The 18,634-nt window shown below is 60.7% G+C and carries 21 protein-coding genes; 11 read left to right on the forward strand and 10 right to left on the reverse strand.

Annotation, left to right across the window (positions count from 1 at the left end):
• Window positions 1–67 precede the first annotated feature (67 nt).
• Both ACX80B_RS14440 and ACX80B_RS14445 read left to right on the forward strand, forming a co-directional pair.
• Complete coding sequence (locus ACX80B_RS14440; protein WP_459297354.1) at window positions 68–529, forward strand: DUF3817 domain-containing protein; 462 nt, start codon at window positions 68–70, stop codon at window positions 527–529.
• A gap of 39 nt (window positions 530–568) precedes the next feature.
• Window positions 569–1,879, forward strand: a complete 1,311-nt coding sequence (locus ACX80B_RS14445; protein WP_459297358.1) for a type III PLP-dependent enzyme domain-containing protein — start codon at window positions 569–571, stop codon at window positions 1,877–1,879.
• Window positions 1,880–1,890: 11 nt separating this feature from the next.
• On the opposite strand, the gene ACX80B_RS14450 is transcribed toward ACX80B_RS14445, so the two are convergent.
• Both ACX80B_RS14450 and ACX80B_RS14455 read right to left on the reverse strand, forming a co-directional pair.
• Window positions 1,891–2,421, reverse strand: a complete 531-nt coding sequence (locus ACX80B_RS14450) for a hypothetical protein (protein WP_459297359.1) — start codon at window positions 2,419–2,421, stop codon at window positions 1,891–1,893.
• The gene (locus tag ACX80B_RS14455; RefSeq protein WP_459297361.1) at window positions 2,418–3,005 is read right to left on the reverse strand and encodes a winged helix-turn-helix transcriptional regulator; all 588 of its coding nucleotides are present in this window, start codon (window positions 3,003–3,005) and stop codon (window positions 2,418–2,420) included. The genes ACX80B_RS14450 and ACX80B_RS14455 overlap by 4 nt, the downstream gene beginning before the upstream one ends.
• A gap of 117 nt (window positions 3,006–3,122) precedes the next feature.
• Here ACX80B_RS14455 and ACX80B_RS14460 point away from each other — a divergent pair, with 117 nt between their 5' ends.
• Window positions 3,123–3,497: a DUF3054 domain-containing protein gene (locus tag ACX80B_RS14460; protein ID WP_459297363.1), complete on the forward strand. Its 375-nt coding sequence runs from the start codon at window positions 3,123–3,125 to the stop codon at window positions 3,495–3,497.
• 89 nt (window positions 3,498–3,586) lie between these two features.
• Window positions 3,587–3,868, forward strand: coding sequence for an Lrp/AsnC family transcriptional regulator (locus tag ACX80B_RS14465; RefSeq protein ID WP_459297365.1), 282 nt, complete (start codon window positions 3,587–3,589; stop codon window positions 3,866–3,868).
• A gap of 6 nt (window positions 3,869–3,874) precedes the next feature.
• On the opposite strand, the gene trpD is transcribed toward ACX80B_RS14465, so the two are convergent.
• The gene (trpD, locus tag ACX80B_RS14470) at window positions 3,875–4,930 is read right to left on the reverse strand and encodes an anthranilate phosphoribosyltransferase (protein ID WP_459297367.1); all 1,056 of its coding nucleotides are present in this window, start codon (window positions 4,928–4,930) and stop codon (window positions 3,875–3,877) included.
• Between the two features lie 138 nt (window positions 4,931–5,068).
• Here trpD and ctaE point away from each other — a divergent pair, with 138 nt between their 5' ends.
• From ctaE to qcrB, 4 genes are all read left to right on the forward strand, one after another.
• A complete protein-coding gene (ctaE, locus tag ACX80B_RS14475) occupies window positions 5,069–5,707 on the forward strand; it encodes an aa3-type cytochrome oxidase subunit III (protein ID WP_459297368.1) in 639 nt (212 codons plus the stop codon).
• Window positions 5,708–5,794: 87 nt separating this feature from the next.
• Window positions 5,795–6,586 carry a cytochrome bc1 complex diheme cytochrome c subunit gene (qcrC, locus tag ACX80B_RS14480; RefSeq protein ID WP_459297369.1) on the forward strand — a complete coding sequence of 264 codons (792 nt, stop codon included), beginning with the start codon at window positions 5,795–5,797 and terminating at the stop codon, window positions 6,584–6,586.
• 90 nt (window positions 6,587–6,676) lie between these two features.
• Entirely contained in the window at window positions 6,677–7,705 is a 1,029-nt protein-coding gene (gene qcrA, locus ACX80B_RS14485; RefSeq protein WP_459297371.1) for a cytochrome bc1 complex Rieske iron-sulfur subunit, read from the forward strand.
• A complete protein-coding gene (qcrB, locus tag ACX80B_RS14490; protein WP_459297373.1) occupies window positions 7,702–9,357 on the forward strand; it encodes a cytochrome bc1 complex cytochrome b subunit in 1,656 nt (551 codons plus the stop codon). Before qcrA ends, qcrB begins: the two co-directional genes overlap by 4 nt.
• Window positions 9,358–9,431: 74 nt before the next feature.
• Here the strand turns inward: qcrB and ACX80B_RS14495 are convergent, their stop codons facing one another.
• Entirely contained in the window at window positions 9,432–10,226 is a 795-nt protein-coding gene (locus ACX80B_RS14495) for a GntR family transcriptional regulator (protein WP_459297375.1), read from the reverse strand.
• 126 nt (window positions 10,227–10,352) lie between these two features.
• Between ACX80B_RS14495 and ACX80B_RS14500 the strand changes: the two genes are divergently transcribed.
• Complete coding sequence (locus ACX80B_RS14500) at window positions 10,353–10,658, forward strand: HPr family phosphocarrier protein (protein ID WP_459297377.1); 306 nt, start codon at window positions 10,353–10,355, stop codon at window positions 10,656–10,658.
• 84 nt (window positions 10,659–10,742) lie between these two features.
• Here the strand turns inward: ACX80B_RS14500 and ACX80B_RS14505 are convergent, their stop codons facing one another.
• The 5 genes from ACX80B_RS14505 to ACX80B_RS14525 form a co-directional block, all read right to left on the reverse strand.
• Window positions 10,743–11,144: a cytochrome c oxidase subunit 4 gene (locus tag ACX80B_RS14505; protein ID WP_459297379.1), complete on the reverse strand. Its 402-nt coding sequence runs from the start codon at window positions 11,142–11,144 to the stop codon at window positions 10,743–10,745.
• Entirely contained in the window at window positions 11,141–12,868 is a 1,728-nt protein-coding gene (gene ctaD / locus ACX80B_RS14510; protein WP_459297381.1) for an aa3-type cytochrome oxidase subunit I, read from the reverse strand. The genes ACX80B_RS14505 and ctaD overlap by 4 nt, the downstream gene beginning before the upstream one ends.
• A gap of 9 nt (window positions 12,869–12,877) precedes the next feature.
• Window positions 12,878–13,723 carry an aa3-type cytochrome oxidase subunit II gene (gene ctaC / locus ACX80B_RS14515; RefSeq protein WP_459297383.1) on the reverse strand — a complete coding sequence of 282 codons (846 nt, stop codon included), beginning with the start codon at window positions 13,721–13,723 and terminating at the stop codon, window positions 12,878–12,880.
• A gap of 175 nt (window positions 13,724–13,898) precedes the next feature.
• Window positions 13,899–14,285 (reverse strand): HesB/IscA family protein, encoded by a 387-nt coding sequence (locus tag ACX80B_RS14520; protein WP_459297385.1) that lies wholly within the window; start codon window positions 14,283–14,285, stop codon window positions 13,899–13,901.
• A 139-nt stretch (window positions 14,286–14,424) separates the two neighbouring features.
• Window positions 14,425–15,849 carry a M20/M25/M40 family metallo-hydrolase gene (locus tag ACX80B_RS14525; RefSeq protein WP_459297387.1) on the reverse strand — a complete coding sequence of 475 codons (1,425 nt, stop codon included), beginning with the start codon at window positions 15,847–15,849 and terminating at the stop codon, window positions 14,425–14,427.
• Between the two features lie 63 nt (window positions 15,850–15,912).
• Between ACX80B_RS14525 and ACX80B_RS14530 the strand changes: the two genes are divergently transcribed.
• Entirely contained in the window at window positions 15,913–16,515 is a 603-nt protein-coding gene (locus ACX80B_RS14530) for a DUF3043 domain-containing protein (protein WP_459297389.1), read from the forward strand.
• A gap of 5 nt (window positions 16,516–16,520) precedes the next feature.
• Window positions 16,521–17,588, forward strand: a complete 1,068-nt coding sequence (locus ACX80B_RS14535) for a tellurite resistance/C4-dicarboxylate transporter family protein (RefSeq protein WP_459297391.1) — start codon at window positions 16,521–16,523, stop codon at window positions 17,586–17,588.
• Here ACX80B_RS14535 and ACX80B_RS14540 read toward each other — a convergent pair.
• The gene (locus tag ACX80B_RS14540; RefSeq protein ID WP_459297393.1) at window positions 17,542–18,624 is read right to left on the reverse strand and encodes a quinone-dependent dihydroorotate dehydrogenase; all 1,083 of its coding nucleotides are present in this window, start codon (window positions 18,622–18,624) and stop codon (window positions 17,542–17,544) included. The two genes, ACX80B_RS14535 and ACX80B_RS14540, sit on opposite strands and share 47 nt — an antisense overlap.
• Window positions 18,625–18,634 lie beyond the last annotated feature (10 nt).

Consider the following 18,634-nt stretch of genomic DNA (forward strand, 5'->3'; position numbering starts at 1 on the left):
GGTTCCTCGACACGCCGTGGCAGGCGGTAGTTTGGTAAGGCTCCTATTCCCCCATGTGAGGACGTTCATGGCCCCCCGCAAACTGTTCCGTACCGTTGCCTTTGCAGAGGCTGTGACGTGGACGCTGCTGCTGATTGGTTTATTCCTCAAGTATGTCACCGGGACAACTGAGTTGGGCGTAAGCATCGGCGGTGGGCTGCATGGATTCGTGTTCATATGCTACGTAATGAGCACCTGCTTCACCTGGGTCAATCAGAAATGGTCGGCCGGTGCGGGCATGCTGGCGCTCGTGTCTGCGATCATTCCGTATGCGACTATCCCGGTGGAAAAGTCATTCGATCGAAAGGGAATGCTCGACGGCGCGTGGCGGTTGGGTGCTGGCGGCGAGAGGCCGCGCGGGTTCCTGGAGACGCTGCAGGCTTGGGTGCTGCGGCATCCTCTCCTCGCCGTCGTCGTCGCCCTTGCCGGTGCCACCGCCGTCTTCAGTTTCCTGCTCTTTCTTGGTCCGCCGGATACGTGGTTCCAGTAGTAGTCTTGCTGCAATCGCACAACCGTTGGAGTAAGGCCCATGATCACAACTTTCGACGACGAGCGGATCGGCTTCCTTTTCAAGGGGTTACCGGCTGATGCTGCCGATCTAACGCTTGCGGAACTTGGGGGCCAGCGGCGGCATCTGCTGACCGGCGGTTTCAGCTGGCCGGCCATGACCCTGAGGCAGTCGGCTGTGGAGCACAACGCAGCCCTGATGGCCCGTTATGTGCATGAACATAACCTGCAGATCGCGCCACACCTGAAAACGTCTATGTCTCCGAGACTGGCCATGATTGCGGAGGCCGCCGGGACGTGGGGCGTGACGGTAGCCAACCCCTTCCAGGCGCAGGTTTTTATGGCCGCGGGAGCGGAAAGCATCTTCATGGCGAACGAACTCGTGGAACCGGATTTCGCCCGCCGGATATCCACTTGGCAGCAAGCGGACGGCCGCCGTTTCGTCTGCTACGTCGATTCACTGCGCGGAGTGCAGATACTCGACGAAAACGCAGCCGACGGCCTCGACGTCGTCATTGAAATTGGCCATTCCGGCGGCAGGGCCGGTGTGCGGGACCTGGCCGACGTCGCCACGATTGCCCGGGCTGTTGGGGAGTCGAAGAATCTGCGCCTGCGGGGAGTGGGTGGGTATGAAGGATCCGTTTCCCATGGCCGCTCCGAAGAGGATATCGACGCCGTGCGCAACTATCTTGGCATGGTTGCTGAGGCATTGCGGTTGATGGTGCCGTATTGCGCCCAGGGTCTTCCGGTCATCGCCAGCGCCGGCGGCAGCCTCTACTTTGACTGTGTTGCGGACATACTGGCGCCCGCAAACTTCCCGGATTTCGACGTCGTCACCATCATCCGGTCCGGTGCCTACCTCACGCACGATTCCGACTTCTACGCCCGCCGTTCGCCCCTCGATGGGGATTTGAGGCGGCAGGCAGAAGCTCCGTCGGACAATCCGGCAGCAGGCTCCGTGTCTGCACCTCCCGACGATGACAGGCTGCGGCCCAGCATTGAGGTCTGGGCGCAAATCCTGTCGCGTCCGGAACCTGGTCTGGTCATCGCCGGGGCCGGACGGCGGGATGTGAACACCGATTCCGGTCTGCCGCTCCCCCGCCGCTTGGTGCCGTCCGGCGGTTCCCGGTTCCGTGATGTTCCGGACTGGAAGGTTTCCCAACTCAACGACCAGCATGCGTTCATCGAAGTGCCGGCCGACGATCCGGCGCAGCCCGGTGATCTGATTACTCTCGCCATTTCTCATCCCTGCACGCTGCATCAACGGTGGTCCGCTCCCCTGCTGCTCGACGATCAAGACCACGTCGTCGGAATCGCCCGTTCATACTTCTAGCGGCACCGCGGCTATTGGACGGTCATCCATCCCACGCCGGTCGCCGCGGCTGCCCAGAGCACGCTGGCAAACGTGCCGAGAATGAAACGCTCCGCGGCGCCCGACTCCGATCCCAGTTCGGAATACCGGCCGAGTCCCTTCACCGCCAGGACCACGGCCATGCCCTCCGGCCACCCCGCCAGCAAGGTTCCGCTGATGGCCATACGCTCCAGGAATCCAATCCAGGCTCCCCCACGGAGCACCGGTGATTCGGTGACGTCCGTATTGTTCTCGGGATGCTCGCGGTTGAACGACGATTGCAGGATGGCGACGGTGACCGGCCCTCCCCCAACGGCCGCGGCCAGAACGGTCAGAGAATACCCAACCGCACCGAGCCTGATGTCGCCGAAAACTGCGGCCAAGGCGGCGAGTCCAAGCAGTGCGAGCAGCACAATGGACATCCACCGTATTCTTCCGGAACCATCGCCGTCGTACTTCCGGAAATAGAGCGGAGCCGCCACCACCGCGGTGAGGGCGAGTAGAACGATGCTGGCAATGCTCACTGGTCGGCCTCCTTCAGGCGGCGGATTGCTGTCTCCCGGACCCGCTGGTCCTCCTGCCACAGCCCGGCCCGCAATCTGGCGGAAACCGCTTGCTGGCTTATACCGAGGCGGGCCGCGATTTCCTGCTGAGTTGCCCCTCCCGTGAGCATGGTGCCGGCTTCAACGGCCGCCTCGGTCCGTTTCAGGGACAGGGCTCCGAGCAGCTGGAGAATCGCGTCTACATCTTGACAGGCAGGATGCAGACCTCGCACGCAAACGTGGCCGGCGGCGTGTTTGGCATCTTCGACGGCTTCGCGTGCCTGTTCGAATGCGGCGCCGGATCCGGCCCTGGTGCTCTCGGGTAATGGTTCCTTGACCGGTCCAATCCCGATTCCGACGCTCCACTTCTGCGTTTGCGCCAGTTTCAAGGCAATACGTACGACGGCGGCAGGATCGTCCAGAATGCCCTGCACCTCATCGCCGGCCGTGCGCTCAAAGGCGCGGACGGGGGTGAAATCGGAATCCTGATTGAGCTCAGCAAGCAGAGGGTCCACGAGATCATCGCTGGTACGAGATTTCCGTTGATCGATAGTCAAGACGTACATGAAAACAACAACCTTTGCGGTTTGTAAATATATCCACAAACTTACAGCTTTGTTTGTTTGGATACAACCCTGAGCTCCCCCAGCGTATCCCCCGCCTGTCGTATTAGGCTGGCTGACATGCCAGTTGTACTCGCGGCCGTTCTCGATGCGGCGGCCATTCTATTATTCGCCATCCTGGGCCGGAACACCCATGAGCACGCATTGGCCATCTTCGGCGTACTTGGCACCGCGGGACCGTTCCTCCTGGCCGCAGCCATTGGGTGGTTCATGGCACGGGCATGGCGCCGGCCGTTCAAACTCTGGCCCGCCGGCGTCGTCATCTGGCTTGTCACCGTGGTGGGCGGGCTGGCCCTGCGTGGACTTGCGGGTGGCGGACTGGCCTTTGCATTCCAAATAGTAACCCTTTGCTTCCTGGGCCTCACGATCCTCGGTCACCGGCTCGTCGGCACTCTTGTCTTAAGGCGCAAGGCAAGGGCTGAAGTGAACCAGTGACGCTGATGAACTAGTCTCAAACCAGACCTCCGGCCGCGATTGCTAGAGCGCATAGCCGACAGCCTCCCTGCCACTACGAAAGGACCATCATGGTTACAGCTTTTGTCCTGATCAAGACCGACGCATCGAGGATCCCCGAATCAGCGGAGGAGATCTCAGGTCTCGACGGAATCAGCGAAGTTTATTCCGTGACCGGGGACTGGGACCTGATCGCCGTCGCACGCGTGCGGCAGCATGAGGATCTGGCGGACGTCATCGCCGACCGTCTCTCCAAAGTTGACGGCGTCGTCAGCACGACCACCCACATATCTTTCCGCGCCTACTCGCAGCACGATCTGGATGCGGCGTTCTCCCTCGGCCTGGAAGGTTGAGGGAGGCTAGCGCGTGACGTCGATCCAGCGCCGCAGCACATCTGCTGCAGCGCCGCTGGCGATGGACTCACGCGCTCTTCCCGCAGCCACGGCCATCCGGTCCTCAAGCGGGCCCTCGGCCGTTTCATCGAACGCCACAAGGCCGGCTGCTGCATTGAGTACGACGGCGTCGTGTACGGGGCCGGTTTCGCCTGCCAGTACCCGGCGCACCACTTCGGCGTTGTAAGCTGCATCGGCACCCCGCAGATCCTCGACAGTGGCGCGGTTGATGCCTACGGCGGCCGGGTCGAAGACCTGTTCCGTGACGGTGCCGCCGCGCACTTCCCAGACCCTGGAGCGTCCCGTCGTCGTCATTTCGTCCAAACCGTCATCACCACGGAAGACCAAAGCCCGGTTTCCCCGCGCGGCAAAAACGCCGGCCATTAGCGGCGCCATGGCCGGATCGGCAACTCCGACGGCAGAGGCTGCTACGTCCGCCGGATTGATCAACGGACCGAGGAAATTGAACGCCGTCGCAACGCCCATCTGACGCCGGACGGCGGCGGCAAAACGCATGGAAGGGTGGAACAGCTGGGCGAAGCAGAATGTGATTCCGGCCTTTTCGGCTGCTTCGACGACACCCTCAACGGGCAGGTCGAGCCGCACGCCGAGAGCCTCGAGTACGTCGGCGGAACCGGAGGATGACGACGCCGCGCGGTTTCCGTGTTTGACGACCTTCGCTCCTGCCCCGGCGCAGACCAGAGCGGACATCGTTGAGATATTGACAGTGTTGAGCCGGTCTCCCCCGGTTCCCACAATGTCCAGCGCCGGACCTTGAATGGATATCGGGCGGGCGTTATCCAGCATTGCCTCCACCAGTCCGGTCAATTCTTCGACCGTTTCGCCTTTGGCTCGGAGGGCGGTGAGGAATGCGGCTATCTGGGCCTCCGACGCCGTACCTTCCATAATCGAGTTCATTGCCCATCGGCTGCGCTCTGTGCTCAGATCATGACGCCCTATGAGGGTCGTCAAAAGCTCCGGCCACGTCGGGGCCGCCTGTTCTGCAGCTGGTGGGATACTCACACCTAGATGCTAGCCATCAATCCGCTTCTGCGCCCAATATGGCGGTCCGCCGCGGAATTTCGTGACTTTGTAGAAAAAGATTGAACTGATTCCAGTGTCGGGTTGGGCAGGAGCCGGTTTTATAGACATAATGTCTATGTGACAACTGCTACCCATGCCCCCAGTTCTCCGGCGAATCCCACGCTGAACCGCCCGAATATGGTTTCTGTCGGAACCGTCGTCTGGCTGTCCAGCGAACTGATGTTTTTCGCCGGCTTGTTCGCCATGTACTTCACCCTCCGCTCCACCGCTGGGGAGATGTGGGCGACGGAATCCGAATTGCTCAACGTTCCGTTTGCGCTGGCGAACACCATCATCCTGGTGTCCAGTTCCTTCACCTGCCAGTTCGGCGTATTCGCCGCTGAACGGCTCCAGCCCCGTCGCATGGGCGGTGTGTTCCAGATCGCCAAATGGGGCATGGTCGAATGGTTCCTCCTCACCTTCCTCCTTGGGGCGATCTTCGTATCGGTCCAGGCGTACGAGTACGCGACGCTGGTTTCCGAAGGCGTATCGCTCTCGTCCAACTCCTACGGGTCGGCCTTCTACATCACCACGGGCTTCCACGGGCTACACGTCATCGGCGGGTTGGTGGCATTCCTGCTGATCATCGGACGGGCCTTCGCGGCAAAACGTTTCGGACACTTCGAAGCCACATCGGCCATCGTCACGTCTTACTACTGGCACTTTGTTGATGTCGTCTGGGTGGGACTGTTCATCATCATCTACTTCCTGAAGTAGCCCTTACTTGACTCTTTTTCTACAAGAGGCAGAATTTGAAATAGCGTCACACGCGCCACAGCAACAACGGACCGAAGGAACCACCACGTGAAGGCATTATCGCAACGGCGACGTCACCCGCTAACCGCAGTAGCACTGTTGTTGTTGGGCCTCCTGCTCACGGGTGGTCTGTACGCGGTTGCCAGTGGCGCCAATGAGGCCAAGGCCCAAACCACGACGTTCTCCGCCGAGGACATCGCCGAGGGCGAGAAGCTCTTTGTCGCCAACTGCGCCACCTGCCACGGTATGGAAGGAGGTGGAACCGAAACCGGTCCGTCACTGGTTGGCGTCGGAGCGGCAGCTGTTCACTTCCAGGTTGGAACCGGCCGTATGCCGCTGCAGATGCAGGGTCCGCAGGCCATGGAAAAGCCGGCGCAGTTCAATGAAGAAGAGACCAGGCAGATGGCTGCCTATGTCGCTTCGCTCGGCCCCGGACCGGCTATCCCCAGCGAGGAAGCACTGGACACCTCCGATGCGGATGTTGCTCACGGCGGCGAGTTGTTTCGAGTGAACTGCGCAATGTGCCACAACGCTGCCGCCGCCGGCGGTGCGCTGACGCAGGGTAAATTCGCCCCCGCGCTCTCCGGAGTCAGTGATGCGCATGCTTACGAGGCGATGATCACCGGTCCGCAGAATATGCCGGTCTTCAATGATGCGACCCTTCCGCCTGAGGGCAAACAGGATATTCTCGCCTTCTTGAACTACATTGACGAAAACAAGTCCCCCGGCGGTGCTGCTCTTGGCTCCCTGGGACCGGTATCCGAAGGCCTGTTCCTGTGGATCGCCGGTCTGGGTGTCATTATTGCCTTCACCATCTGGCTCACGTCCCGTTCGTCGTAGGAATCCATATGTCAACCGCTCACCCCGGTGAGGAACAGGAAAGTTCAGCACATTCAGCAATGAAGATTTCACAGGAGAATGAGGGGGACCATGGCCAGGCGAAATGACGGCAGTCCCAATACGCCGGACCGCGTCGGCACTGACGGCCACGCCGAGGTCGAACGGTTCCACGACCCGGGCCTCCCCCCGCATCGTCCGCGGTTGGCAGACAAGGACCCGCGTGCGGCAAAACGTGCCGAGAACCAGGTCGCAATACTGTTTCTAATTTCGATCGTCGGAACGGTCCTGTTCTTCGTAGGTTACTTCGCAATTGAGCTGGACGAGCCAGGAAGCTCAGACCTGCGTTTGCAGAATCTTCTGCTGGGCCTCGGCACGGCATTTGCCATGTTGGGAATCGGCATCGGGATTGTGCACTGGGCCAAAACCCTGATGCCCGATCACGAAGTGGTCGAGTCCCGCAAGCCGATCACCAAGGAACCGGAACGCGCCGAGGCCGAACAGATCCTCGGTGACATCATTGAAGAGACCGGCATCAAGCGCCGTCCGCTCATCCGCAACACCCTCCTGGGTGCCATGATTCTGGCTCCGCTGCCGGCAATTGCAATCTTCCGTGATCTTGGTCCCCTCCCGGGCGATGTCCTGCGGCACACCATGTGGGATGAGGGAGTGCGCCTGACGCTTGATCCGACAGGAGTTCCCATCCGGGCCAGCGACGTCACCATTGGATCGGCTGTGCACGTCATTCCCGAAGGCCTTAACGAAGCCGAGCACAAGCTGGAAGAGAAGGCGAAGGCGGTCGTCCTGCTGATGCGCCTTAATCCTGAAGACCTCTCCCCGTCCGAAGGGCGTGAAGACTGGGGTTACGAAGGCATTGTCGCCTACTCCAAAATCTGTACCCATGTCGGGTGTCCGGTCGCGCTGTATGAACAGCAGACCCACCACCTGTTGTGCCCCTGTCACCAGTCGACGTTCGACTTGACCCAGGAGTGCAAGGTCATCTTCGGTCCGGCCGTCCGGCCGCTGCCGCAGTTGCCGATCACCGTTGACGCCGAGGGCTACCTGGTTGCCCAGAGCGACTTCACGGAACCCGTTGGACCTAGTTTCTGGGAGCGCGGATGAGCACTTCGACATCACCATATGAGCCCAAGACCAACGTTGGGCGTATCACCAACTACGTCGACCAACGTGTCGGCGGAGCCGCGATGGTCCGCGAATTCGGACGCAAGGTTTTCCCCGATCACTGGACATTCATGTTCGGCGAGGTCGCGCTGTACTCCTTTGTGATCCTGCTGCTTTCCGGCACGTTCCTCACGTTCTTCTTCGACCCGTCCATGGCGGAGACCCATTATGACGGCAGCTATGTGCCGCTCAAGGGAGTGGAGATGTCGGTGGCCTATGCGTCGTCGTTGGACATTTCCTTCGATATCCGGGGCGGGCTGTTTATGCGCCAGGTGCACCACTGGTCGGCGCTGCTGTTCGTGGCGGCGATGTCGGTGCACATGCTCCGTGTCTTCTTCACCGGTGCGTTCCGGAAGCCGCGCGAATTGAACTGGGTGGTTGGTGCCACCCTGTTGATTCTTGGTCTGGCTGAAGGCTTTACCGGCTACTCGCTGCCGGATGATCTGCTCTCCGGCAACGGGTTGCGTATTATCGACGGCGTCATCAAGGCCATACCGGTCGTCGGAACATACATCTCCTTCTTCCTCTTTGGCGGTGAATTCCCGGGAACGGTTATCATCCCGCGGTTGTATGTGCTGCATATCCTGCTGATCCCGGCGTTCATCCTGCTGATGATTGCCATCCACCTCTTCATGGTTGTGATCCACAAGCACACCCAGTTCCCTGGGCCGGGCCGCACTAACAGCAATGTCGTTGGATTCCCGGTAGGACCTGTTTATGCCGCCAAGGCCGGTGGATTCTTCTTCATCGTGTTTGGAGTCGTGGCCCTGATGGCGGGGATGTTCACGATCAACCCGATCTGGAACTACGGCCCCTACGATCCCTCCCCCATCTCGGCTGGAACCCAGCCGGACTGGTATATCGGGTTCGTCGACGGCGCACTGCGGCTCATGCCGGGCGTCTGGGAGATCGTCATCTTCGGGCACACCTTGAGCCTGAATGTTCTTCTCCCTGCGCTGGTCCCGGCCGGCATCCTGTTTGCCTTGTTGTTCCTGTGGCCGTGGCTGGAAGCCTGGGTTACCAAGGACAAGCGCGAGCATCACCTGCTGGACCGGCCACGCAACGCGCCGACACGGACCGCCGTCGGGGTCGCTGGTGTTATCTACTACTGCGTGCTGTGGGCAGCCGCCAGTTCCGACCTGATTGCGACCCACTTCTCGATATCGCTCAATGACGTCATCTACTGGCTCCGGGCCCTGTTCATCCTCGGACCGATCATTGGATTCGTCGTGACGAAGAGGATCGCTCTGGCTCTTCAGCGCAAGGACCGCGAGATCGCGCTCCACGGCCGGGAGACCGGGCGTATCGTCCGCCTCCCGCACGGTGAGTTCATCGAGGTTCACGAGCCTTTGGACAAGTACAAGCAGTACAAGCTGGTGAATTACGAATCGCACGAGGTCCTGCCTGCTCAGCCTAATGCTAAAGGCAAGATCACCCAGACTGAGAAAGCCCGTGGTCTGCTGTCCCGGATCTTCTTCGAAGACCGTGTGGCACCCGCAAGCCCGGCAGAGATCCGTGCCGCCCACTCCCATGGGCACCACGGTGAGGTTGAAGGTGAGAGCGAAAAGAAGGCCGAAATCTCGGGCCACTAGGTAAATATAGCTATAGGGTCGATCCATTGGATCGGCCCTATACCTATTTACCCTCCGCCGCCACTGTTGCCCGCTTAGCCCGTATGGCGATTAAGGGAGTATGCCCGTGGGGTGCGCACTCCTGGCCTCTGGAGCGGTACCCAGAGTTTGTAACGGTCGGCCCGGTAGTACGAAACGGAGTAATCGACCATTGCCCTTGAGACAAACGCATGACGGGATATCTTCAGCAAAGGAGCTCCCATCTCAACGTTGAGGAGCCGGGCGATTGAGGGGGAAGCTGCGGTGGCTTCGATCATGTCCTCTCCCCACTCCATCACCAGGCCGTACCGTTCGCTAAGCACGTTGTACAACGAGGTGGGAGGGGGATCATCGAGGATGCCTGGGACCCGCCGGGCGGGAATGAAATTCTCATCCACACTCATCGGTTCACCATCGGCCAGCAGCTGACGGCGGAACCGCACTACAGGCTGTCCCTCCTCCATCTGCAGCTCACGGGCCAGGAAGGCGCTGGCGCTGACCTGTTCGAAGCTGAGTACGTGAGCGGCCGGCACCATGCCGCGGCGCTGCATCTCCTCGCTGTAAGAGGTCAGCTTAACTTGCAGGTCCATTTTCCGGTGTGCCACGAAGGTGCCCAGACCAACTATGCGTTCCACAACCTGCTCGCCCACCAGGGCGTCGATCGCTTGCCGCACCGTCATCCGCGCAAGTCCAAAACGTTCGCTCAGTTCACGCTCGGACGGTATTGACTGACCAGGTTCGCAGTCGTTCTCGATAAAGGTCCGCAGAATGTCCCTGAGCTGGGCATAAATGGCGATACTGGACCCGCGGTCGATCTCGCCTTGAATGGAGGAAGCTGTCAGCGATGTCACCTGTTCCACTCCCCCAAGTTGATTTACCCTACGGCTCCATTCTACTGATCTCGTCCGATGCCCAGAGCGCCCGCCGCACCTGCTATTTTCTTAAGGAGACTCTTGGATCGAACGATGGGAACCGCTATGCCCGTACGGACAACGACGGTTACAGCAGAAATTGGTTTACACGCCCGTGCTGCCGCGGTGTTTGTCCGGGCGGTAATTGACAGTGGCCAACAGGTCAGCATAGCCAAGCCTGGCCACCCTGCTGTGGATGCGCATTCCCTGCTTGCCGTGATGACGCAGGACTTCGAGTGTGGCTCTGTGGTGGAACTGTCGATCGACGATGCCACGGCGGAGCCCGGAATCAGCGAGGCGATTCTGGACGAGCTGGTGCATCTGTTGAGTTCCCAGCACGGGCAGCTGAAGGATCCTGCGTCTCAAACCTGAGCGTACGGCTGTGGGGAGCTGCCCAATGGACAACTCCCCACAATAGCGGTCAGTGGCGCCTGCTGATCAGCGGTCGTTGATGGACTAGTGCGCGTGTTCTCCGCGGCTGTACTCGTAAACCCAACCGATCAGTGCGATGACGGTCATGCCGGCTGCAATGTAGACGATCCAGAAATCTATGGCCAGTCCGAGGAAACCGACGGCGCAGGCCGCACCGAGGAACAGCGGCCACCAGCTCCAAGGGCTGAAGTGACCCTGCTCGCCGGACCCTTCATGTATCTCACCGTCGAGGCGATCTTCAGGCCGCGCTCCGACGCGGCGGCCCGTGAATCCAAGGTAGAACCCGATCATGCCGGACAGGCCCGTGACGAGCAACAGGCCGATGATGCCGACCCACTCGGTCCAACCAGTCATGAACCCGTACACGATTGCAGCTGGGAGGAAAAAGAATATGCCCAGGCTGAAGAGGTAGGTTTCTACTTTCATTTGCTTGCGTCCCCCCTGTCGGCAGCGCCAAGTGCGGCGGCCGCCGGTGACCGAGATGTATCAAACGTTGACAGTTCCGGATGATGCAGATCGAGTGCAGGGCGCTCGGACCGGATACGCGGAAGCGATGTGAAGTTGTGCCGCGGCGGAGGGCAGGACGTTGCCCATTCGAGCGACGCGCCGAATCCCCATGGATCGTCCACGGCGACCTTCGTCTTGCTGCGCCAGGTAATGTACACGTTCCAGAAGAACGGGATAAGCGAGGCGCCCAGGACGAACGAGGAGACGGTCGAGAACTGGTTCATCCACGTGAAGTTATCCTCGGGCAGATAGTCCGCGTAGCGGCGCGGCATTCCGAGGACGCCCAGCCAGTGCTGGATCAGGAACGTCCCATGGAATCCGAGGAAGAGCAACCAGAAGTGGATCTTTCCAAGCCGCTCATTGAGCATCTTGCCGGTCCATTTTGGCCACCAGAAGTAAAATCCGGCGAACATCGCGAATACAACCGTACCGAAGACAACGTAGTGGAAGTGGGCCACCACGAAGTAGGTGTCGGAGACGTGGAAGTCCAGCGGAGGGGAGGCCAGGATGATTCCGGTGAGTCCGCCGAAGAGGAAGGTCACGAGGAAGCCGAGGCTCCACAGCATGGGCGTCTCAAAAGTGATCGACCCACGCCACATGGTGCCGATCCAGTTGAAGAACTTCACTCCTGTAGGCACCGCGATAAGCATGGTCATGAAGGCGAAGAACGGCAGCAGTACCGAGCCGGTCACGTACATGTGGTGCGCCCAGACGGTCACAGACAGCGCGGCAATGGCGATCGTCGCGTAAACCAGGCCCTTGTAACCGAAGATCGGTTTGCGGCTGAACACCGGGAAAATCTCGGAGACGATACCGAAGAACGGCAGCGCAATAATGTACACCTCGGGGTGGCCGAAGAACCAGAAGAGGTGCTGCCACAGGATGGCGCCACCGTTTTCAGGATCAAAGATATGGGCGCCGAACCGGCGGTCAGCTCCCAGTCCGAACAATGCAGCGGCCAGCGGCGGGAAGGCCATCAACACGAGGATGGACGTCACGAGGGCGTTCCACGTGAAGATCGGCATCCGCCACATGGTCATGCCGGGGGCACGCATGCAGATAATGGTGGTGATGAAGTTGACGGCACCGAGGATAGTTCCAAAACCGGTCAGCGCCAGTCCGAAGACCCACAGGTCCCCTCCAAGCCCGGGCGAAAAGGTTGTGTTCGACAGAGGCGCGTACGCGAACCAGCCGAAGGAAGCGGCACCTTGCGGGGTCAGGAACCCGGAAATCACAATGATGGCACCGAAGAGGAAGAACCAGTAGGCAAGGGCATTCAGCCGCGGGAACGCCACATCAGGCGCGCCGATCTGCAACGGCATGATCACGTTGGTGAACCCGGCGAACAGCGGGGTGGCAAACAGCAGCAACATCACTGTGCCGTGCATGGTGAAGAGCTGGTTGTACTGCTCCTTCGTCTGCAGCAACTGCATGCCCGGTTCGAAGAGTTCGGCCCGGATGACCAGTGCCATCACGCCGCCGAGACAGAAGAACAGGAACGACGTAATCAGGTAGAGATACCCAATTGTCTTATGGTCCGTCGTCGTCAGCCAGTTGACGACGATGCGTCCCTTGGACCTCGGGACCACACGCGGAGCGACCGTTGCTCCGGAGTCGCTTGAGGAATATTCGTACGTAGACACCGGTTCCCCTTAGTCGTTCTGTTGCGGGTAGGAATCGCGGTCATACTTTTCGCGCAGCTGACCGTCCTGAAGTGTGGCGAGGTGATCTTCGAACTCGGCCTGGTCCACGACCTTGACCCGGAAGAGCATCTCGGAGTGGTACTCACCGCAGAGCTCGGCGCACTTTCCATCAAACGTGCCCTCGCGGGTCGGCGTCAACGTGATGTAGTTCGTCTTGCCGGGGATCATGTCCTTCTTCTGCAGGAATGCCGGGACCCAGAACGAGTGGATCACATCGCGGGCGTTCAGCCGCAGTTCGACGCTCTGGTCAACGGGGAGGTACAGCGTCGGAAGCGTTTCCGGAATGCCCTCTTCGCCGTCGAGGTGTGCCTGTACGCCGGCGTCATACTTGTTTGCCTTGACGTAGTTGAAGTCCCAGGACCACTGCTTGCCGCGGACATCAATGATGACATCCGGGTTGTCCACCCGTGCGCTGAGCTGACGCTGTTCCTTATCCGTGAAGTAGAACAACACCATGACCATGAACAGCGGGATCGTCAGGTACAGGACCTCGAGGGGAAGGTTGTAGCTGATCTGGCGGGGGAAGCCGGTCTCGTTCTTCCGGCGGCGGTAAGCAACGAGACACCAGATGATCAGCGCCCAGGTAAGAACGCCGATCGCCAGTGCAGCAATCCATGAATTCACCCACAGCGAGATAATCTCATCCGTGTGGTTGGTGGTGTCCGGTGTGCTGGGCAACCAGCCGTATTGGGCTGCTTCCGAACACCCCGTCAATGCCAACGCGCCAACCAGCGCCAAGCCCGTGATCTTGGCGGACTTAGCGCGCCGGCTGCCGGTTTGGTTCTGCGAACTCACAGACGGCCCTTCCTCTTGTTACGTGCTACAACCACACCTGCGCAACTGCGCGCAGGAGTGCACATTCAGTTTTACTACTCACTGTAGAGCTTACCGTCACTGCCGGATTTCCGCTGACAGGTTGTCCCCGTGCGTCGGAGCCGGCAAACAAGAGGGTTGCGCCTACAGAGTTCCTTTAGTGGAAGGAGTCTCCACAGGCGCAGGAGCCGCCGGCGTTGGGGTTGTCAATGGTGAAACCCTGCTTCGAAATGGTGTCTTCGAAGTCGATTTTTGCCCCTGTGAGATAGGGCACACTCATCTTGTCGACAACGACCCCGACTCCGGAGAAGTCGCGAAGCGCATCGCCGTCCAGAATGCGCTCATCGAAGTAGAGCTGGTAGATCAGTCCGGAGCAGCCTCCGGGCTGTACCGCCACGCGGAGGCGAAGGTCGGTGCGGCCCTCTTGTTCGAGGAGGCTGCGCACTTTTTCAGCTGCGACAGTAGAGAGTTCGACTTCGTGCTGAGGCATATCTTTTTCGGCAGCGCCGGCGTCGCTCTGGATTTCGCTTGATGTGGCAGTCATGGCTTTCTAACTCCTTGCAGGTTGTGGCGGAACCGGCAACTCGCTTAAGTTGCTGTATTCCACGTGCAGGCACACTTCCAGTCTACGACCGGCAGGGCTATGGACGTAACCGGATGAAGGCTGCGTTGATTCCATACCGTCAGAGTCCTTCACTGTTGATTTTCGCCAACATCAAAGCCTCAGCCAGGACGGCCTTCTTGAATTCGCCCAGGTGCAGCGACTCATTGGCACTGTGGGCTCTCGAATCCGGGTCTTCCACCCCGGTTATCAGAATCTGCGCCTCAGGGTAGATCTCGGTCAGGTCGGCTATGAACGGGATCGAGCCTCCAACACCGGTTTCCACCGGGTCGACACCCCACGCCTGTTGCAGTGCCCAGAGAGCCCGCTGCCCGGCCGCCGCCGAAGTGTCAGTTGCGAAGGGGCTGCCTGTTTCGCCCGGGGTGAAGGTGACCCGGGCACCGAACGGCGCGTGCTTCCGCACATGCGCTTCAACCGCCTGCATGGCTTCGGCAGGGTCCTGACCGGGCGCCAGGCGAAGGCTGAACTTTGCCCGCGCCGAAGGCAGCAGCGTATTGGAGGATTTTGCCACGCTGGGCATGTCCATACCGATGATGGACAGTGCAGGCTGGGTCCATAGCCGCGACGCGAGTGAACCCGTTCCGGCCAGAGTGACGCCGTCGAGGACTGACGCATCGGCCCGGTAGTCGGCTTCGGGATATTCCACCGATGCTTCGTCATTGCGGACAAGGCCCTCGATGGACACCGCTCCGGAATCATCGTGAAGAGTGGCAATCAGCCGGGACAGCAACGTCGGCGCATCGAGAATGGGTCCGCCAAACATGCCCGAATGAACGGCATGCTCGAGCACCTGGACTTCGATGATTCCGTCAACGAGCCCCCGCAGGCTGGTGGTGAGGGCGGGAACGCCGACTTTCCAGTTGCTCGAATCGGCCACCACGATCACGTCTGCCCGCAGCAGTTCCTGGTGCGTCTGCAGGAACTTCCGGAACGTTGGCGAACCGGCCTCCTCCTCGCCCTCAATGAACAAGGTGATACCGACGCCGAGATCCGGACCCAGGAGCCTATCCAGGCTTCGAAGCGCAGAAATATGGGCCATGATGCCGGCCTTGTCGTCGGCGGCTCCACGCCCAAAAAGCCGGTCCCCCCGTTCGGTTGCCGTGAACGGTTCACTCCCCCACAGCTCAGCCTCGCCCGGGGGTTGAACGTCGTGGTGTGCATAAAGCAGCACGGTTGGCTTGCCTGCACCAGCCGGGCGGCGGGCGACAACCGCGGGGCCGCCGGGAACGCCGTCGTTGTCCACCCGCAGGATCTGCACATCTTCCACCCCGGACTCCCGGATGAGCCCCGCGACTGCTTCAGCGCTGAGTTGGAGCTGTTCGGGATCGAACGCCTCCCAGGCGATTCCGGGAATGGCGACGAGGTCCTTCAGCTGCCTAACGGTTTGCTCGAAGTCAGCCTCGATCTGCCGGCGGATGGCTTCGACATCGACAGTGTCTGTGGTGCCGGCTTCGTTGCCGGCGGAGTTCTGTAGTTGATCAGTCATAGTCGCCACCATACCGGCGCAGCAGCGTGCCGTCATGGTGGCGGAACAAGGTACTGTAGAAGGGTGTTTGGACGAAATAAAGAGCCGCAGCCCGCCCAAGCGATGGCGGAGGACGAGAGCTCCTCGAATGAGAATCCGGAACCCCGGAACCCGGGCAAAGGTGCCCCGACGCCCAAGCGTAAGTCCCAAGAGGCTGCGCGCAAGCGGCCACTGGTGCCTAATGACCGTAAGGAAGCGAAGGCCAGGAACCGTGAGGCCCAACAGCGCGAACGGGCCAGGATGCGGCAGGCTCTGGATACCGGTGAAGAAAAGTATCTCCCGCTGCGCGATAAGGGACCGCAGCGCCGGTTTGCGCGCGATTACGTTGACGCTCGCTACAACGCCGGCGAGTACCTGATCATTGCGGCCTTCGTGTTCGTGCTGATTACGTTCATCCCGATTCCCGGCCTGACATTTTGGATCCTGATTGCCTTCTGGGCGATGTTTGCCATCGTCTTCGTCGATGGATTCCTTCTGCACCGCCGGATGAAGGGGCTGCTGACCCGCAAGTTCGGTATGGTCCAGCCCGGAACGGCCTGGTATGCCGTCACGCGGTCAGCTCAGCTCCGCCGGCTCCGCCTGCCGAAACCAATGGTTAAGCGCGGCGAATACCCCGACGCCTCCTAAGCTCTGTGTCAGGCAACGGTTCCACGGCGCCGGCACTCATTGGCCGCGTCGACGCCGCGGTTGCCGGACTTCCTCCGTCCGCCTTTGCCTTCGTGATGGCAAGCGCTATCACCGCGCTTGGATTTGACCTCCTCGACCAGGCAGCCATCTCGCTGACGCTGTTGGTATTTGCCGTGACCGGCGGAGTAGTGCTCGTTATAGCGACTGTATGGAGGCTTGCTTCCCACCGTTCGAACGTGATGTCCGATGCCGGGAATCCGGCCAAGACGTTTGGTTTCTTCACCACAGTCGCCGCCGCCAATGTTATCGGCGCCTATCTGAGCATGTCCGGCCGCTTCACCGGTTTTGCGGTCTTGGCCCTTTTCAGCGCCGTGTTGTGGCTGTTATTGACCTACGCTCTTCCATCCGCCGTCGTCCTGGGACACGGGGATAAGTCGGTGATGGCCGATGTTAGTGGCAGCTGGTTCCTGTGGGTGGTCGGCACTCAGTCCGTGGCGACATCCGCAGCCATCGCCGCGGGCCGCTGGCACCCGGAGATCATGGGATCGATCGCTATCGGTCTATGGGGTGTTGGAATTGCCCTTTACCTGCTGGTCGCGACCCTGGTTACCCTCCGCATGCTCGTGCGCGAGAACGTTCCCACCGGACTGAGCCCCACTTACTGGATCTACATGGGCGCGACGGCGATCTCGGTGCTGGCAGGATCCCGCATCCTCCTGCTGCCCGCGGACCTTCCCATCATGCAGGCGACCCGGCACTTCGTCGCGGGAATGAGCTATGTGCTGTGGTCGCTCGGCTTGTGGTGGATCCCCCTGCTGCTGATTTTCGGGCTGTGGCGGCACATGGTCCGGCGCGTGCCGCTGAAGTATGAGGCGGCTCTGTGGAGCATTGTTTTCCCGCTCGGGATGTATTCAGTGGCGAGCATGCTCTACGGCGCCACGCAGGATATTGCCTTCATGATCCGCATCGGCCAGACCGGTATTTGGATTGCGGGGGTGATCTGGATGGTTTCGACTGTGGTCATGGTCAGGAGCGGACTGCGGTGGTTTGCCGGCGGGCAAGCCGGCGGTTAATGCCCGCTGCCCAGAAGGGACCCTCATAGAGGAAAGCGGTGTAACCCTGGACGAGGGTGGCCCCTGCCCCCAACCGCTCGGCGACATCCTCCGCTGTCTCCACACCGCCGACGGAGATCAGGGTTAAGTCCTCACCCGCGGCCTGTCGCAATCTCCGCAACACCTCGAGTGAACGGTCTTTCAGCGGCGCACCGGAAAGACCTCCGACGCCGAGGGCGGTCACCGCATCGGCGTCGGTCGTCAGATTTTCGCGGGTAATAGTCGTGTTCGTGGCGATGACGCCGTCAAGGCCCATATCAACTGCAAGCCGGGCGACGTCGTCAATATCGGAATCTGTTAGGTCCGGTGCGATTTTGACCAGCAACGGGACATGGCGTCCCGCCTCCTGGTCGGCGCACTCCCCCACCCTTTTCAACAGTGGCCGCAGCGAGTCAACGTTTTGGAGCAGGCGCAGCCCCGGCGTATTGGGCGAGCTGACGTTGACGACCAGGTAGTCCGCGACTGGGGCCAGCGCCCGGGTGCTGACGAGGTAGTCCTCGATGGCATCGCGCAGATTCACTTTTTTTGTCTTGCCGATGTTGACCCCGATTACAGGGCGGACGGCCCCGTAGCGGTTCTTCAAGGCACGGCCCGCCTTGGCAAGCCGAGGCGCAATGGCTGCGGCGCCGTCGTTATTGAACCCCATCCTGTTAATGACGGCGCGGTCCTGGACCAACCGGAACAGCCGCGGCTGGGGATTTCCCGGCTGGGCCTGGCCGGTAATGGTTCCGACTTCCACGCAGCCGAAACCGAGGTCCGTCAGCGCTTCAACGCCGCTGCCCTCCTTGTCGAACCCCGCTGCCAGACCGAATGGGGACGGGAACGTTAGCCCCATCGCTGTGGTCTGCAAAACCCGGGGCGGACGGGTGAAGCGGCGAAGTACCCCGCCCGCCCCGATGCGGTGTGCAGTCCGGATCAGGACGAAGCCGATGCGGTGTGCCCGTTCGGCGTCCATACCGGAAAAAACCACACGGAAGAAGGCAGGATAAAGGCGCATGGGTTAAGTG

It is taken from the genome of Arthrobacter monumenti (assembly GCF_054511255.1).